Source organism: Candidatus Phycosocius spiralis, from assembly GCF_030158815.1.
GTDB classification, from domain to species: domain Bacteria; phylum Pseudomonadota; class Alphaproteobacteria; order Caulobacterales; family Aquidulcibacteraceae; genus Aquidulcibacter; species Aquidulcibacter spiralis.
Genome location: NZ_BPFZ01000001.1, coordinates 335,074 through 351,315 on the forward strand (window position 1 = coordinate 335,074; position 16,242 = coordinate 351,315).

The 16,242-nt window shown below is 49.2% G+C and carries 15 protein-coding genes; 11 read left to right on the plus strand and 4 right to left on the minus strand.

Going from position 1 to position 16,242, the window contains the following annotated elements:
* The first annotated feature begins 50 nt into the window (after positions 1-50).
* The 7 genes from PsB1_RS01600 to PsB1_RS01630 all read left to right on the plus strand — a co-directional run bounded on the left by PsB1_RS01600 (position 51) and on the right by PsB1_RS01630 (position 6,975).
* Positions 51-1,994 carry a peptidylprolyl isomerase gene (locus tag PsB1_RS01600; RefSeq protein ID WP_284358626.1) on the plus strand — a complete coding sequence of 648 codons (1,944 nt, stop codon included), beginning with the start codon at positions 51-53 and terminating at the stop codon, positions 1,992-1,994.
* A 6-nt stretch (positions 1,995-2,000) separates the two neighbouring features.
* Positions 2,001-3,563: an anthranilate synthase component I gene (gene trpE, locus PsB1_RS01605; RefSeq protein WP_284358627.1), complete on the plus strand. Its 1,563-nt coding sequence runs from the start codon at positions 2,001-2,003 to the stop codon at positions 3,561-3,563.
* Positions 3,560-4,144: an anthranilate synthase component II gene (locus PsB1_RS01610; protein ID WP_284358628.1), complete on the plus strand. Its 585-nt coding sequence runs from the start codon at positions 3,560-3,562 to the stop codon at positions 4,142-4,144. The genes trpE and PsB1_RS01610 overlap by 4 nt, the downstream gene beginning before the upstream one ends.
* The gene (trpD, locus tag PsB1_RS01615; RefSeq protein WP_284358629.1) at positions 4,141-5,166 is read left to right on the plus strand and encodes an anthranilate phosphoribosyltransferase; all 1,026 of its coding nucleotides are present in this window, start codon (positions 4,141-4,143) and stop codon (positions 5,164-5,166) included. The genes PsB1_RS01610 and trpD overlap by 4 nt, the downstream gene beginning before the upstream one ends.
* Positions 5,163-5,975, plus strand: a complete 813-nt coding sequence (gene trpC, locus PsB1_RS01620) for an indole-3-glycerol phosphate synthase TrpC (RefSeq protein ID WP_284358653.1) — start codon at positions 5,163-5,165, stop codon at positions 5,973-5,975. Before trpD ends, trpC begins: the two co-directional genes overlap by 4 nt.
* 68 nt (positions 5,976-6,043) lie before the next feature.
* On the plus strand, positions 6,044-6,493 hold the full coding sequence (locus PsB1_RS01625; RefSeq protein WP_284358630.1) for a MaoC family dehydratase: 450 nt from the start codon (positions 6,044-6,046) through the stop codon (positions 6,491-6,493).
* Positions 6,494-6,507: 14 nt separating this feature from the next.
* Positions 6,508-6,975, plus strand: a complete 468-nt coding sequence (locus PsB1_RS01630) for a RidA family protein (protein ID WP_284358631.1) — start codon at positions 6,508-6,510, stop codon at positions 6,973-6,975.
* Between the two features lie 23 nt (positions 6,976-6,998).
* Here PsB1_RS01630 and PsB1_RS01635 read toward each other — a convergent pair whose 3' ends face one another.
* The gene (locus PsB1_RS01635; protein WP_284358632.1) at positions 6,999-7,469 is read right to left on the minus strand and encodes a DUF2721 domain-containing protein; all 471 of its coding nucleotides are present in this window, start codon (positions 7,467-7,469) and stop codon (positions 6,999-7,001) included.
* 114 nt (positions 7,470-7,583) lie between these two features.
* On the opposite strand from PsB1_RS01635, the gene PsB1_RS01640 reads away from it, so the two are divergent.
* The 3 genes from PsB1_RS01640 (at position 7,584) to PsB1_RS01650 (ending at position 9,916) form a co-directional block, all read left to right on the plus strand.
* Positions 7,584-8,789: a GNAT family N-acetyltransferase gene (locus PsB1_RS01640; RefSeq protein ID WP_284358633.1), complete on the plus strand. Its 1,206-nt coding sequence runs from the start codon at positions 7,584-7,586 to the stop codon at positions 8,787-8,789.
* Between the two features lie 82 nt (positions 8,790-8,871).
* On the plus strand, positions 8,872-9,090 hold the full coding sequence (locus tag PsB1_RS01645) for a YdeI/OmpD-associated family protein (protein WP_284358634.1): 219 nt from the start codon (positions 8,872-8,874) through the stop codon (positions 9,088-9,090).
* Positions 9,091-9,400: 310 nt separating this feature from the next.
* On the plus strand, positions 9,401-9,916 hold the full coding sequence (locus tag PsB1_RS01650) for an HIT family protein (protein WP_284358654.1): 516 nt from the start codon (positions 9,401-9,403) through the stop codon (positions 9,914-9,916).
* Positions 9,917-9,996: 80 nt separating this feature from the next.
* On the opposite strand, the gene clpA is transcribed toward PsB1_RS01650, so the two are convergent.
* The 3 genes from clpA to phaP form a co-directional block, all read right to left on the minus strand.
* On the minus strand, positions 9,997-12,372 hold the full coding sequence (gene clpA / locus PsB1_RS01655; protein WP_284358635.1) for an ATP-dependent Clp protease ATP-binding subunit ClpA: 2,376 nt from the start codon (positions 12,370-12,372) through the stop codon (positions 9,997-9,999).
* Between the two features lie 3 nt (positions 12,373-12,375).
* Positions 12,376-12,717: an ATP-dependent Clp protease adapter ClpS gene (gene clpS, locus PsB1_RS01660; RefSeq protein ID WP_284358655.1), complete on the minus strand. Its 342-nt coding sequence runs from the start codon at positions 12,715-12,717 to the stop codon at positions 12,376-12,378.
* 243 nt (positions 12,718-12,960) lie between these two features.
* Positions 12,961-13,548: a phasin family protein gene (gene phaP / locus PsB1_RS01665; RefSeq protein WP_284358636.1), complete on the minus strand. Its 588-nt coding sequence runs from the start codon at positions 13,546-13,548 to the stop codon at positions 12,961-12,963.
* A gap of 502 nt (positions 13,549-14,050) precedes the next feature.
* Between phaP and PsB1_RS01670 the strand changes: the two genes are divergently transcribed.
* Positions 14,051-15,880 carry a D-alanyl-D-alanine carboxypeptidase gene (locus PsB1_RS01670; RefSeq protein ID WP_284358637.1) on the plus strand — a complete coding sequence of 610 codons (1,830 nt, stop codon included), beginning with the start codon at positions 14,051-14,053 and terminating at the stop codon, positions 15,878-15,880.
* Positions 15,881-16,242: the final 362 nt, after the last annotated feature.

The window sequence follows — 16,242 nt, forward strand, 5'->3', positions numbered from 1 at the left end:
ACGATCCTTATGCTAGAGTTTCACTGACCCACATCGTTTCAGGATCACCCATGCTTAATGCGTTTAGAAAATTTGCCCGTTCTTGGGTGTCTGCCGTTCTGATAGGCCTTTTGGTCATCTCTTTTGGCATTTGGGGTATGAATGATATATTCAAATCTGGCCCTACAGATGGAGTAGCAAAAGTTGCAGGTGAAACGATTTCTCAAGCTGATTATCGTGCCGAATTTGACCGCTTGCTCAAACAGGCCAAAGCAGAATCTAAACGCGATATCACTCTTGAAGATGCGCGCAAAGAAGGGTTGGATAAAGCAGTATTGGAGCGCATGGTCGACGAACGCGCTTTTGCTGCTTGGACTAAAAACTTAGGACTTATGCCCGCGACTTCGGTTATTCAAAAAGAAATTTCGCGTATTCCTGCCTTTCAAAACCCGATTACCCGCCGCTTTAGTCCGGAAAGCTATCAAACCACTTTAAGTGAAATTGGCTTCACAGCTATCGAGTTTGAACAAAAAGCCCGTACCGATTTGGCGCGTCAGAGCCTGTTTTTGGCCGCGAGCTCTGCTTTGAAGGCACCGCGCGTTTTTGCCAGCCAAACCTTGGCCTTTGGAACTGAGCGGCGATTGGTGACCTTAGTGCCTATGCCTGCTTCATTAGTTGGTGAACCTCACCACCCAACTGACGCGCAGCTCACTTCCTTGTATAACGAGATGCGCCCCCAATTGACTAGACCAGAAATGCGCAGTGTGACTTTGGCACTTGCAAGTCTTGGCGACTTTGAAGCTAAGGCAAAAGTCGATGAAGCCGAAGTATTGGCACAGTTCAACCGCACTAAAGACCGTCTATCTACCCCGGCTAAACGAACCATAGTTCAATTGGTTGCACCTGATCGTGGGAAGGCCGATCAAGCAGCCGCGCGTCTGCGTACTGGGGAAGATCCTGCAATCATTGCGAAAAGTCTTGCCCTGCCTGCACCCATCAATATGGTCAAAGTGTCCCAAACCGGTGTAACTGACGTTAATGTTGGCCAGGCCGCATTCGCAATGTCCTCCGGTGAGGTCCAAGTGATCCAAGCAAAGCTTCAACCTTTTGCCGCGGTTAAAGTAACAGAGATTATACCTGGTAAAGAAGTCAGTTTTGCCGAAGCGGCAGTTGAGATTCGTGCCAAATTGCGCCGAGCGGCGGCAGGGGAATTGATGACCGACGCGACTGAAGCTTTTGATAAAGTCCTTTCTCAGGGTGGAAATCTTGAAGCCGCCGCCGCCAAATCGGGCTTTAAGATTGTCAAAATCAAAGACTTTGTTGCTGATGGTCGCTCAATCTTGACTGGACAACCTGTTCCAGAATTTGTCGAAGCCCCCAGTCTGTTGCGCGATAGTTTTAGTGGTGCACAAGGCGATACTACAGATTTGGTCTCAATCCCGGGCGAAAAATATGCGGCTTTGCGTATCGACACAATTACACCAGCTGCCCCACCCCCTTTTGAGGCCATACGAGTTGGGTTAGTGTCTGAATGGATGCGCCGTGATATGCGCCAGCGTGCACAAATTAAAGCCGATGAGCTATTAAATGAAGCGAAAAAAACCTCATTAGAATCTGTTGCTGCCAAGTTTAAACTTCCACTAGCCCGGCAAAATGAGCCCTTGTTGCGAGGTCAAGGTGGTGCAAGCCTTTCGCAAGCAGTCTTTAGTGCCAAAAAAGGCGACATCATCATCGCACCAGCGGGAAACAATGTTGAATTTGTTTTGGTGCGCATAGATGAAATCCTTCGTGATGAAGATGCAACTGTTCCAGGGCGTATGCGTGAGGCTGAAACTGCCGTTCAGGCCAGTATCCAGCGTGATGTGATCGCTTCACTCGAACGCGTGGCGCGCGAGCGTGCGAAAGCTGAACTCTATCCTAAAATGGTTGGCCGGGCGCTGGGTGAATCAGCCGATGCTACACCCACCTCGGAAAAAACCAAACCACCAGCGCCTGTGTCAAACAAGACACCGTAGATTATTGTGCTTGAGATTATACCAGGTTTTGAAACTTTCAAAGCAGCCTATGATCAAGGTCGCGGTCTACCCCTATATGCCAAGCGGATCGATGACCTTGAAACACCGGTCTCGGCCTTAGCAAAGCTTGGGGCAGATCGACTGGGTTCTTGCTTGTTTGAAAGTGTTGAAGGCGGAGAAACACGAGGACGCTATTCCATTGTAGCTTGCGACCCCGATTTGATCTATAAGGTAGGCACCAATGGGGCGGCGATTGCGCCTGTTGACGAGGCCGGTAGGATAGGTGCTTATCAAACCTTGACAGCTGCACCCATTGACGCCCTAAGGCAATTGTTGACGCAAAGCGCTCTTGATTTTCCAGCTGACCTTCCCCCACCAGCAGCCGGCATTTTTGGCTATTTAGCCTATGAGACGGTGCGCCATGTTGAACGGATACCGGCAACCAAACCTGATCCCATCGACATTCCCGAAGCCATGCTGGTTCGACCCCGATTGGTGATTGTGTTTGATGGAGTCTGCCAAGAATTATACTTGGTGACACCGGTACGCCCCCATAATGGCCTTGATGCAAGGGCGGCCTATGAAAAAGGGCGCGAACGTTTGGAGAAAACTTGGCACATTTTAGATGGGCCAAGCCCCCTTAAAGTCCCATCACCTCAAGCAAAGCCAAGTCCGTTGGGTTCGCCAACTGCGAATATGACACCCGAAGCCTTTATGGAGAAGGTGCAGACGGCCAAAGAATATATCCGAGCAGGTGATGTATTTCAGGTAGTTCCAAGTCAGCGGTTCTCAGCGCCTTATGCGGGTACTGCCGTTTCGCTTTACCGATCGCTCCGGCGTACCAATCCGTCACCCTTTTTATTTTTATTGCGCATGGACGGGTTTGAACTCATTGGCTCAAGCCCAGAAATTCTGGTGCGACTGCGCGATGGAATTGTGACCATGCGACCGATTGCAGGAACTAGACCGCGTGGGCAAACCTTTGAACTCGATCAAGTCATGGCCGAAGAATTATTGAACGACCCCAAAGAGCGCGCAGAGCATCTGATGCTACTTGATCTTGGACGCAATGATGTTGGACGGGTCTCACGCAGCAAACGACGCACCTATAAAGCCGATATGGGGCGCAACCAAGCTGGTGTACAAGTAACAGAAAACTTTAAGATTGAGCGCTATAGTCATGTTATGCATATAGTTTCCAATGTTGAGGGTTGCCTAAAACCTGGCCTTGATGCACTTGATGCTCTCTTAGCAGGATTTCCAGCGGGTACGGTTTCAGGGGCACCAAAGATTAGGGCTATGGAGATTATCGCCGAATTAGAACCCCATGGTCGCGGCGTTTATGGGGGTGGAATTGGCTATTTTTCAGCAGGCGGCGATATGGATCTTTGCATTGGGTTGCGTACCGGAGTTCTCAAAGACGGAATCCTGCATGCGCAAGCTGGAGCCGGGGTCGTATTGGATTCCATTCCCTTCAATGAGCACCAAGAATGTGTGCACAAGGCGCAAGCCTTGTTGCGTGCGGCCGAAGATGCGGGGCGTTATGACCAAGGGGATTTCCAAACATGAAAATCCTTTTAATCGATAATTACGATAGCTTCACTTACAATCTTGTGCATTATGTAGAGGAATTAGGTGCCTCAACCACGGTGGTGCGCAATGATGTACTCAGCGTTGAAGAGGCGCTCGCTCAAGCTGGCGATGGCATAATTTTATCTCCCGGCCCCTGTACACCCAACGAAGCCGGAATCTGCTTAGCGCTGATCAAAGCAGCACCACATCATCTGCCCTTAATGGGCGTATGCCTTGGCTACCAAGCCATCGGTCAAGCCTATGGTGGTAAAATCGTTCGCGCGAAGTCAATTATGCATGGCAAAACCTCCACCATACATCATGCCAATACTGGCCTATTTGCTGGCCTGCCTGACCAATTTGTGGTAGCACGCTACCACTCACTTGCCATTGAACCTGAAAGCTTGCCGCCAGTTCTCAGACAGGACGCTTGGACCGATGATGGCGAAATCATGGGTATAAGCCACCGTGAAAAGCCGGTTTATGGTGTATTATTTCACCCTGAAAGCATTGCTTCAGAACAGGGTCACGCCATTATTGACCGTTTTTTGACCCGAGCAAGAGCTGCCAAATCATGAGCGATCCATTACGGGCTCTTTTGGCCATCATGCATGAAGGCCGCAAACTTAGACCTAACCAGTTAGAGGCAGCCTTTCGCACGCTCTTAAATGGTGAAGCCAGCGCAGCCCAGATTGGCGCTTTCTTAATGGGTCTAGAGCGCCAAACTGTGGATCAAGCCATAATTACAGCCGGTGCGCGCGCCATGCGAGCAGCTATGACCCCAGTCAAGGCCAATAGACCCTGCATTGATGTATGCGGAACCGGTGGCGATGGCGCGCATAGTTTGAATATATCTACGGCTGTTGCTTTTGTTCTAGCAGGTGGCGGACAGGTGGTGGCCAAGCACGGCAACCGGGCGATGAGCTCACAATCAGGGGCGGCTGATGTTCTTGAGGCGCTCGGCGTTAATCTAGCGCTAAGTCCCATCGCCTGCGCCCAAGCATTAAATGAGATTGGTATCGCCTTTTTGTTTGCACAGGTCCATCACCCAGCCATGGTTTATGTAAGTAGTGCGCGGAAAGAATTAGGCTTTAAGACCATTTTTAATCTTTTAGGCCCCCTTTCAAACCCTGCGGGCGCTCAGCGCCAGTTGATTGGTGTCTATAGCCCCCATATGTCATTACCCATGGCGGAGGCTTTGAGGGAAATGGGCAGTCAGAGCGCATGGATCGTGCATGGTGCTGGCGGTTTGGATGAGGTTTCCTTATCTGGAGCCAGTTTGGTAACAGCGTTAAATGATGGTGCCATCGAAACCTTTGAAGTTCATCCAAATGATTTGGGTCTTGCGACCGTGCCGGTTGCGGCGCTACGTGGCGGGAATGCCCACGAAAACGCGGTTCAATTGCTTGATTTATTGAAGGGTCAAGTGGGGCCTTATCGTGACATTGTTTTGTTGAACGCAGCCGCAGCCCTTTGTGCTGTAGGTGCCACTAGTGAACTTAAAGTGGGCTATGACATGGCTAGGACTAGCTTGGATCAGGGCCATGCTCTTGCAAAGCTTGATGCACTGATCTCCTTTACAACCAAGAACCGCGCATAATGAACACGCTTTCGCGCATTTTGGCTTATAAACGCGATGAAGTAGCCTTACGCAAAACAATGAAGTCGCTTTTGGACTTAGAACAGCTGACCGCTGAACAGACCCCACCACGCGGATTTAATAATGCCCTTAACGTTGCGGCAAAAACCCAGCCTGCATTGATTGCTGAAGTTAAAAGAGCAAGCCCCTCCAAGGGATTGATTAGGGCCGATTTTGACCCCGCCGCTTTAGCTCAAGCCTATGAGGCCGGCGGGGCTGCGTGTTTATCCGTACTAACCGATGCACCCAGCTTTCAAGGGCATGAGGCTTATCTGATCGCCGCCCGCCAGGCTTGTGCCTTGCCCTGCTTGCGTAAGGATTTCATGATCGACACCTGGCAAATCTATGAATCTCGGGCATATGGTGCCGATGCCATTTTGATCATTATGGCTGCAGTAGAGGATGCTTTGGCCGCTGACCTCTTGGCCACCGCAACCGGGCTTGGTATGGATGCTTTGGTTGAAACCCATAATGCATTCGAAATAGAGCGTGCTCTCAAACTCAACGCAAGAATGATTGGGGTCAATAATCGAAGTCTTGAAACCTTCGTCACCGACCTCTCAACAACCCTCCGCCTGGCCCCACTTCTGCCAAAGGACAGGCTATTGGTGGCTGAAAGCGGAATATACTCGTCAGCTGATATCAACATCCTAACGGCAGCTGGCGCGGGTGCCTTTCTGGTAGGTGAAAGCTTGATGCGCCAAAGTGATGTTAAAGAGGCAACGCGTAAACTAATATGTGGAACCTCATGTCATGTTAGGACTGCTTAACATCACCTCGACACCGCGTCGCCGCCACGTTAGAGCAAAGCGCAAAATCAACTCTGGGAGAGCACAAAATGAGCAAGGCAATCAATTTAAGCGCGATAGGCGAACTTTCAGGCCAAATGATTGGGGCTTCTGACTGGTTGGTTATTAGTCAAGACCGCGTCAATCTTTTCGCAGACGCAACCGGCGATCATCAATGGATCCATGTCGATGTGCCCCGCGCAACCGCTGAAATGGGGGGGCCGATTGCGCATGGTTTCCTAACATTGTCGATGATACCTTTCTTGAGCAAAGACATTCTCAAGATTGAAGGTGTGAAACGGGCAATTAATTACGGCCTCAATAAAGTTCGCTTTACAAATATGGTTAAAGTGGGCGCGAAAGTACGCGCCGTGCAAAAATTGCTGAGCGTCGAACCCAAATCTGGTGGCGTGATGCTGACTAATGAAATCACCATTGAAATTGAGGGTGAAGTACGCCCTGCGTGTGTAGCTGAAACCCTCACCATCCTTTTTGCCTGATTGGAGCATAAGCTGTGTCAGAGATTGAAGCCCGCATAAATCGAATGGGTATTGTGCTGCCCAATCCTCCCGCTCCTGTTGCCAGTTATGTGCCCTTCATCCGTATTGGGGACATGATCCATATCTCAGGTCAAGTCTCACGGGGAGCAACTGGGGATCAATTGGGCAAGCTTGGGGGTGACCTTTCGCTGGAACAAGGTCAAGCTGCGGCGCGCGTCTGTGGTCTCAATCTGTTGGCACAGCTCAAGGTAGCATGTGATGGCAATCTGGATCGATTGGTCCAAGTCATTAAATTAAATGGGTTTGTTAATGTCATGGCTGATTTTGATTCCATTCCCCAAGTCATGAACGGCTGCTCGGACCTCATGGTTGAGGTGTTGGGGGAAGCAGGCAAACACGCACGCTCAGCCGTCGGGGTGGCCAATCTACCTATGGGGTTTGCGGTTGAAGTTGATGGGATATTCCAGATCACATCGTTCTAACTAGGGATGAGTGAGGGTCATAATCAGAATTTAGGGGATTTGCTAACCAACAACTCAGCCCGAACGCGTAATGATTTTCGGGCATAAGAGATCTCAATCAAGAAACAAGTTAAACCGCCTATCAAAGATGCCATGGTGGCAATGAACAAAATAGCAACGATGCGTGACAGGTCAATCGCAATCAACTCAACCGAAAACAAAGTCACAATGAGCAAACAAACCAACAAGATAGCTAAAGTTGACAGCATAATAGCATTATGGATCCAAGTCATACGTTTATCGAGGATGCGCAACTCATTCAAATGCCGATTGGCATGATCATGCTGATCTGAAGAGGCCGCAAGCATATGTTCAATCACCCGACCGCGGTCCACAACGCGCGCCAAACGCGAAGTGAGGACATTGAGAAGTGTTCCGATCCCTGCGATTAGAAACACTGGCGCGATGGATAGTTGAATTATCTGCACTATGTCATGGGATGAAGGTGTTTGCATGGAGATAGCCTAGCCTTTGCTAGCTTTCAGGTCGATAGTTCAACCTGTTTCAGGCTCCAAAAGAGCAGCTATTTTCATCAATATACCCTCATAGCAAAATGAATGATGGCCCCCATGATCGACGATGGAACGTCACCCTTTGGAAGTTTTGAGTTGAAGTTTTCTAGCATGGATAAACTTGCTGACATCGCGCGCGCGGATTGGGATCGTTTAGCTAACCCACCAGAGCGGGCATTTGATCCGTTTGTGTCATGGGATTTTGTCCAAGCCCTTGAAGAGTGCGGTTGCGCCACGACCAGTACGGGTTGGTCAGGGCGGCACTTGGTCTGCCTAGATAGCAACGATCAAATCCTTGGGCTCATGCCGCTCTGGCTGAAAAGCCATTCGCAAGGTGAGTATATTTTTGACCACAATTTTGCCGAAGCCTGGCACCGCGCCGGAGGTTATTGGTACCCCAAGCTGATCAGTGCAGTGCCGTTTACTCCTGTGGCTGGGCGTCGCTTCCTCATTGCACCAAATGAAACACAAGCTCAGGTGCGTGGGGCAATGATCCGCGCTTTGGAAGAAATCGGGCAACAAAGTGGTTTAGCGACAATCCAAATCAATTTCCCTAAAGATGAAGATCTAATCGCCCTTGAAACAGCTGGGTGGCTCTTGCGAGAAGATCGGCAATTTCATTTCTTCAATCGAAATTATAGCTCTTTTGACGATTTCCTTGCGGAGCTCTCCTCCGACAAACGCAAAAACTTGCGTAAAGAGCGGGCCAAAGCACAAGAAGGGCTGACGATCGTGCGTTTGACGGGCGATCAAATCCAAGAAGAACATCTGGATCATTTCTTTGCCTGTTATCAAGACACTGGCGAGCGTAAATGGGGAAATCCTTATCTAAACCGCCGATTTTTTTCCCTGCTCGCTGAAAGGATGGCTGATAAAATGGTACTGATAATGGCCCAAGATGGCGATCGGTGGATTGCCTCTGCACTGAATTTTTTAGGTTCTGAAGCTATCTATGGCCGATGGTGGGGCCGACTAGAAGATCGACCTTTTCTCCATTTTGAATTATGCTATTATCAAGCCATTGATGAGGCCATTGCGCGCGGCCTAACCCGCGTTGAAGCTGGAGCGCAAGGCGGGCATAAATTAGCGAGAGGCTATGTGCCGGTGTCAACTTGGCAAGCCAGCTGGATTAGCGATCCTCTATTACGCGCGGCGGTCAGCGATTATTTGACCCGAGAACGCGCCGCCATAGCCGACGATAGTCAATGGTTGGCTGAACGCATGCCATTCCGGCACAACGTCCATCAGATGGACATGATATAAGTCAGAATTTGTTTGCGCTTCCCAAAAGTCCAAGTCGTGTTAGCGTCTAAAATCAGACACATATATGAAAGCGAGTCCAAGCTTGCGCAGCGAAACAAAAAAGGGAATTGAAATAGCTTCAACACCGCCCTGTCAGGCGTTTCACGCCGCACTGGTACATGACGATCTAGCCAATCGAACCTTTAGTTGGCTCGCACCCAGCCACCGCTTAGATATTTTAAGCTGGATACAATCTGCTGAACAAGAGTATGACCGCTTCATGCGCGTTCAAGAAGCACTTGATATACTGGCTGGGCGCTAGATCTTTCCCCATCACTAAAAGTCGTTTCATCTTTGACAGATCCACATCACACATGTGCCCTGATAGTCTCTTGTTGCTCAACCACCCACATTGCGTGCGAGAATGAGAGCCACATGGGGTGTCTTTGCTTGGTTTTCATCGATCATTAATGGTGTTGTCGAAGGCTTAGGTGGGTAGCTTAGGTTTGAGCGCTTCGCCCTAGCTGGTGGTGGTGTTGAGCGCGGTAAGGGATTTGGCCTTTGCAGCCAAGTTTTGCGTGGGTCGGACTTCATGATAATGCGACGCAAGACTTGCAGAACCGCCCTTGCATGTGCTCAGGGCGGTTGTTTGGTTTGATTTTGGTGTAAGTGGTATCGGGCAAACTAAACTCAGCGAGGCCGCGATCATGAGCTTATCTGCACCCTATGACCCGACAAACATATTTGCGAAGATACTTAAGGGCGAAATGCCCTGTATCACAGTATTTGAAGACGATGTGGCTTTAGCGTTTCTTGATATCTTCCCCCAAGCTCCAGGTCATACACTTGTTATTCCTAAAGTGGCAGCCACAAATCTTCTTGACCTGCCAAGCGACGCGTTAGGACCTTTCATGCTTAGGGTTCACAAAGTGGCGCGCGGCGTGCAAAAGGCATTCCAAGCTCACGGTCTGACGATTTTTCAATTCAATGGCGAGGCGGGTGGGCAAACGGTTTTCCATCTCCATTTTCATATCATTCCACGGATGCAGGGCGTACCGCTTATGGGTCACGGTCAAACCCACCGGGGTGACGAGGCTCAACTAAAGGCGCATGCAGACGCGATCACGTTGGCCGTGCGATCCCTGTGAAGCAAGATAGGACATGAGATTCCCGCCTAAAAGAAGCCCCCAAGCGCACATCTTTAACTATTTGATTTTAAGTATTTGATCTACTTCTCGCCTTCTTCGGCGTCCGCATCAACCGCGTCCACACTGTTGGGACCTTGAGTTCCACCATGTGCGCCTTTCTTGCCAGGTTTGGGCAAAGCAGGTTCAAAATAAAAGGTAAGCTCTTGAGCTTGAGCGTCTGCGACATCTACCCGCACCAATCCACCCTTCTTGAGCTTTCCAAACAAAAGCTCATCGGCCAAAGGCTTCTTGATATGTTCTTGGATCAATCGTCCGAGCGGGCGGGCACCCATGGCCGGGTCATAACCGCGCGCGCCAAGCCAGCTGCGTGCTGCATCGGTCAATTCAATCTCAACCTGACGGTCAGCCAATTGCGCTTCTAATTGGAGCACAAATTTATCGACAACATTGGCTACGATTTCAGGGGTCAGCGCCTTAAAGCGAATGACGGCATCCAAGCGATTACGGAATTCAGGGGTGAAGAGCCGTTTAACGGCTTCACTTTCTTCATCATCCTTTTTACCACGACCAAAGCCAATGCCGTCCTTCGCAGCATCTGATGCCCCAGCATTCGTGGTCATGATCAAAACAACATTGCGAAAATCAACTTTTTTGCCATTGGCATCGGTTAAGGCACCATGATCCATAACTTGCAATAAGATATTATAGAGATCGGGATGAGCCTTTTCGATTTCATCGAGTAACAAGACGCAATGGGGATGCTGATCAATTCCGTCGGTCAAAAGCCCGCCTTGATCAAACCCGACGTAGCCAGGAGGTGCCCCTATCAGACGGCTAACGGAATGCCGCTCCATATATTCAGACATGTCAAAGCGCATCATTTCCACGCCCAAAGTGTTGGCCAATTGCTTGGCCGCTTCGGTTTTACCGACCCCAGTTGGACCTGAGAATAGATAAGAACCAATCGGCTTATTGGGATCGCGCAGGCCAGCACGTGCAAGCTTGATGGAAGCGGCCAAAGCCGCCAAGGCTGTGTCCTGACCAAATACAACGCGACGAAGATCTGTTTCCAAAGTCCGCAATGCTTCAGTATCGGATTTAGTCACGGACTTAGAAGGAATACGGGCAATTTTGGCTACCACGGCCTCTATTTCTCGGACACCAATGGACTTTTTGCGCTTATGTTCAGGCAAGAGCATTTGACTGGCACCGGTTTCATCAATCACATCGATAGCCTTATCTGGCAATTTCCGGTCACCTATATATTTGGCTGATAATTCTACTGCCGCTTTGATAGCTTCGGCGGTAAAGCGGACTTTGTGATGTTCTTCGTAGGCGGACTTTAAGCCCAATAAAATTTTGATCGTATCGGGGATCGAAGGTTCAACAACGTCGATCTTCTGGAACCTGCGTACCAATGCACGGTCCTTTTCAAAATGCTGGCGATATTCTTTATAAGTGGTCGAACCCATGCAGCGCATCGACCCCGATTGTAGAGCAGGCTTAAGCAAGTTTGATGCATCCATTGCCCCACCACTAGTTGCTCCAGCGCCAATAACCGTATGGATTTCGTCAATAAACAAAATCGCGTTGGGATGGGCTTCCAATTCTTTAACAACTTGCTTCAGGCGCTCTTCAAAATCACCCCGATAACGTGTTCCGGCTAAAAGAGCGCCCATATCAAGGGAAAAAATCGTGGCGTGCGCAAGAATTTCGGGTACATCGCCTTCAACTATCCGCCGAGCCAGCCCTTCTGCAATCGCGGTTTTGCCCACGCCAGGGTCACCGACCAACAACGGATTGTTCTTTTGGCGCCGACACAAAACCTGTATGGCTCTGTCAACTTCATCGCCACGCCCAATCAAAGGATCAATCCGGCCTTTGCGTGATTTTTCGTTCAAATCGACGCAATAAGTAGCTAAGGCTTCGCCTCCGCTGGTTTTTTCCTTGCTGTTATTGGCATCGTCCTGCCGGTCTTCCGATGCTCCCCTGACGCGTTTTTGCTCGCTCATGCCTGGGCGTTTGGCCACGCCGTGAGAGATAAAGTTCACCGCATCATAGCGGGTCATATCTTGTTCTTGCAGGAAGTAAGCGGCATGGCTTTCACGCTCTGAAAACAACGCTACCAAAACATTGGCACCTGACACTTCGGTTCGCCCCGAACTTTCAACATGGATAACGGCACGCTGAATAACGCGCTGAAATCCAGCAGTTGGCCGTGCCTCACTTTCACCAGCCACAATCAGGTTTTTAAGCTCACCCTCGATATAGCCGATTAGATCCACCTTAAGCCGATCTAAGTCAACATTGCAGGCTTTGAGTACATGGGCTGCATCTTCATCTTCGATCAGGGCAAATAAAAGATGTTCTAGTGTTGCATATTCATGTTTTTGCTCATTGGCAAAAGCTATGGCACGATGGAGTGATTGTTCTAAGCCTCTTGAAAATGATGGCATTTTCTACTCCTTTTCCATAGTGCATTGTAGCGGGTGCTGATTGCGGCGGGCTAAGTCTAGAACTTGGGCAACTTTGGTCTCGGCAACTTCATATGAATAAATACCGCACACCCCAACACCGGATTGGTGAACATGGAGCATGATGCGTGTAGCGCCTTCACGCGTCTGGTTGAAGAATCGTTCAAGAATGTAAACGACAAACTCCATCGGTGTGTAATCATCGTTTAAAACTAAAACACGATACATCGATGGCTTTTTGGTTTTGGGGCTTACACGTGTAATGACCGCCGTGTTACGATCGCCCCCCGGTGGGGTGCTCAGCGGATCGAAACCATCATCGTCCATATCATTTCCGCTTTCATCGCTCATTGTATCAACCAAGTTTAATGTCTAAGACCACTGGCATATTGACTGAAGTTCGCATTCAAACTCAAGCACAACTATTAAATAAGTGCTTTGCTTCATTCTGGAAGTCCAAAACATGTGCAAGACCTCTTTGTGCAAACACCTTGGCACTAAATGGTATATTTTTAACAAAAAAGGGCTCAAGCAGCGCTTGAGCCCTCCACTAAAATCTGGATTAACCACTTAGTGGGCAGATTGAACCGAAGATATCCAAGCACTTGTGCGCTCACTGATTGGCTTTACGGATTCTTTCACAGCACCCAGTATGACGTCCGAAACTTTGGTAAACTCAGTAAAATAAGTGCTGATGGCGGTTTTGGCGTAATCGGCTTGGATTTCAACCGCTTCTTGTAAAGATTTGGCACTGGATAAATTCTTGGTGGTCTGTGTGGCCAATGCTGCCGAAGATTGCAGATAAGCGACTGATAGCTCCGAAGCCTTTTTGAGTCCTTCAGATGCAATTTTGGTAGAGGTCGACAGCGCTTCGAGATTAGCTTTGCCGTGGGTTGCTAGGTCGCCTAAATTGGCTTGTAACTTTTCAAAGCTAGCCTTGAAAACCTCAGATGTCGGGGTAAATTTTGAATCGCTCTTAGTTGTCATTGATTTGGTCTCCAATTGAGGGATTGCGTTGGTGGGGGGGATCAATATCATTTCTCGTGGTACTTCTGGTGGCAAAGGAGACGCCTCATTTACCGTCACAGAAGGTGCGGCAGAGGGTGGATCAATCTGCCGACCGTCTGATGTAACAGGGCGTTTTTTTGAAGTAGTCATGGCATAACTCCACAGTCACGATAGGAAGTGGCGCACAATTATGATTTGGGTAACGCCTTTCATTTCGCACTTGCAGCATATGCCTTCGCACTCGCACAGTCAAGTATTTTTTCAAATGCACATTGTTTAGGCATTAAAGATCCATCTTTGGTTTTTTCTAACGCATACCGGCTTTCCTGGACAAGAGCACCTCAATCTATGCCTAACAATTTGGGCTTAAACGTTGGCCTAAAAGATGACCCAAGAGTAGGGCTGCTAAGCCATTAAAGAACCGTGCTATAATCATGTTCACTTGATCTTAGTGTATGATCCAACTTTGCTTGATTATAGTCACCCTGCAATCAGCAAAAATTTATTGCTCAGGCGTCAACATGATGATCACAAACCTACCACACTTGACAGCGGCTCAGAAAAATTGCCCATAGCCTCTCAAAAGAGGATCTTGTTAAGTCTAGGTAAACCTTAATGTTCCTAGGCTAGCAGCTGATACTCGGAGTTCAATATGGTAAGTCAATCCCCTATCGCCAAACTCCTAGGCGTCCTAGCTTTCATTGGCTTGAGTTTTTTGTGTGGCAACTCTGCCAGTGCGCGCGAGAACCCGCGCTTTGCACAAATTGTTGTCGATGCAGATACACATGAAGTCATTTATGAGGAAAATGCACAGGCGCTGCGCCGTCCTGCCTCGATTACCAAGGTTATGACGCTTTATCTTTTGTTTGATGCTTTGCAGAATGGCACATTATCTTGGAATGATCCTATTGTTTTTTCTACATATGCCAGCCGACAGGTACCATCCAAGCTGGGCATTGAGCCAGGTGGTTCGATTTCGATTCAAACCGCGATTGAAGCTTTAGTTGTCCGTTCTGCCAATGATGTCGCTGCTGCGGTTGCCGAGCGCATTGGCGGCAGTGAACCCAATTTCGCCTCGATGATGACCGCCAAGGCCCGTGAATTGGGGATGAAGAATACCACATTTGGTAATGCCTCAGGCTTGCCCCATCCGCGTCAATTCACAACAGCAGAAGATCTAGCACGCCTGGCTATTGCCATCCGTCGCGATTTTCCAGACCAATATCACTGGTTTTCAACCCCTCAAATGGTTTTTAATGGCAGAGTCAGCAAAAATCATAACCATTTAATGGGTCGGGTTGCGGGCATGGACGGGCTAAAAACAGGTTATACCGCAAATTCAGGCTTTAATCTGGCTGCGACGACACAACGTGGTGACAAACGCATTGTCACCATTGTGATGGGTGGCATCACGCGGCTGCGACGAGATGCGTTTGTCGAGAAATTAACGGAGTCGGCTTTCTTGGATCTTGGGGTCAAACCGCATATGTTTGCTCAAGCCACTTCCCCTTATGCGTATCAATTTCGTGACAATCGCGATGGGGCAAGTTCAACGGCCCATTTCGCTCACGTTGCAGAAAAAAAACCAGACGATATTAGATCGCGTTCCTTAGTTTTGGTGCGTACTGCACGCACGCGCGGTTTTGATCAAGCTTCTTTTATGATGGCCGATCTTAACCCACGTTTGAACCCTACTTCGAATGATGAAGACATCGCAGAAGCGGTAGATGGGGATACCTCCCCTTATGGCGCGATCCGTGCCTCGATAGTCTCGCCAACCCATTCTATCACCGCCTCGAACATGCAAAGACGCCCCAATGGCACCATCCCCCCTGACAATCCTTCCAAGGCTCAGCTGAGCAGGCACATGACTTTGGTGCCTATCAATCAACAATCTGGTGCAACGCCAGTGAAGCCAGACACATTCAAGCAAGATAAGCCATTCATGGTTTTTCCGGCTGCCCAGATGGCTACTCAATCGCCTTCTTATCCCAAGGAACAAGAATCGGGTGCGCAAATACATCTAGCTTTGCTCTCCCCCAATACCAATGCTCCACCAGCCTTGAAAGCTTTGCCAGTAACAGGCGATCTACTTGGTGAGCCTTTTAAAGCAGTGGCGATGCCCGTGACAAAAGAGCATACAACCCATGCCAGCAAGCTATCTAAGCGCGAAGATCGTGAACGGAATACCCGTGCTACTGCCGTCAAAAAAGAATCTGAGCGCCAAATGCTCGCTCGCAAAACCCGTGGCGATGCCATTGTTCAAGTTGGCGCATTTAGAAACAAGAAAGATGCCAAAGCGGCGTTAGCACAATTTTCTAAGCATTTTCCATCCTTTGCCGAACGTGAAATCAGTTCATTCAAACGCAAAGATGGGGTTTGGTATCGTGCACGTTTTGCAGGACTGGGCACCGGGGTTGCCCGAGATGCCTGTCGTATCGTGTCAGGGCGAGGTGGCACCTGCAAGATTGTCGCTCTTTAGCTAAGGACCTCTCCACACAATACGCTCTATGCTAAGCCTTTTTTATATTGGGCCTCCACCCGAGGCTTCTAACATTCATTCAGATATAGTGAATAGAGTTCTTGTTGGTTTCGGGTGTGCTCACGGTCGACACTATGGCGATTTTGGTTAGCTCATGGCATTTCATAACTCAGGGGAGTGTCATAGACCAGCTTAGCGCGATATCTTGAGCCATAACATGGCTCTATGGTGTGCTAACAGACCTGGGCAATTTTCTTGCTTGGCTTCCCTATAGGACACCTCGGTGCAGATCATGGTTTAAGCATACTCGCCCTCAAAGCGGTAGTTCCTTTTGAACATGGATGACAAGGCGTTAAAAGCCG

What these genes read in the sequence shown, in the direction of transcription:
- PsB1_RS01600 (WP_284358626.1), top strand. Translation starts at nt 51, where the DNA reads ATGCTTAATGCGTTTAGAAAATTTGCCCGTTCTTGGGTGTCTGCCGTT.
- PsB1_RS01610 (WP_284358628.1), top strand. Translation starts at nt 3,560, where the DNA reads ATGAAAATCCTTTTAATCGATAATTACGATAGCTTCACTTACAATCTT.
- trpD (WP_284358629.1), top strand. Translation starts at nt 4,141, where the DNA reads ATGAGCGATCCATTACGGGCTCTTTTGGCCATCATGCATGAAGGCCGC.
- PsB1_RS01625 (WP_284358630.1), top strand. Translation starts at nt 6,044, where the DNA reads ATGAGCAAGGCAATCAATTTAAGCGCGATAGGCGAACTTTCAGGCCAA.
- PsB1_RS01635 (WP_284358632.1), bottom strand. Translation starts at nt 7,469, where the DNA reads ATGCAAACACCTTCATCCCATGACATAGTGCAGATAATTCAACTATCC.
- PsB1_RS01640 (WP_284358633.1), top strand. Translation starts at nt 7,584, where the DNA reads ATGATCGACGATGGAACGTCACCCTTTGGAAGTTTTGAGTTGAAGTTT.
- clpA (WP_284358635.1), bottom strand. Translation starts at nt 12,372, where the DNA reads ATGCCATCATTTTCAAGAGGCTTAGAACAATCACTCCATCGTGCCATA.
- clpS (WP_284358655.1), bottom strand. Translation starts at nt 12,717, where the DNA reads ATGGACGATGATGGTTTCGATCCGCTGAGCACCCCACCGGGGGGCGAT.
- phaP (WP_284358636.1), bottom strand. Translation starts at nt 13,548, where the DNA reads ATGACTACTTCAAAAAAACGCCCTGTTACATCAGACGGTCGGCAGATT.
- PsB1_RS01670 (WP_284358637.1), top strand. Translation starts at nt 14,051, where the DNA reads ATGGTAAGTCAATCCCCTATCGCCAAACTCCTAGGCGTCCTAGCTTTC.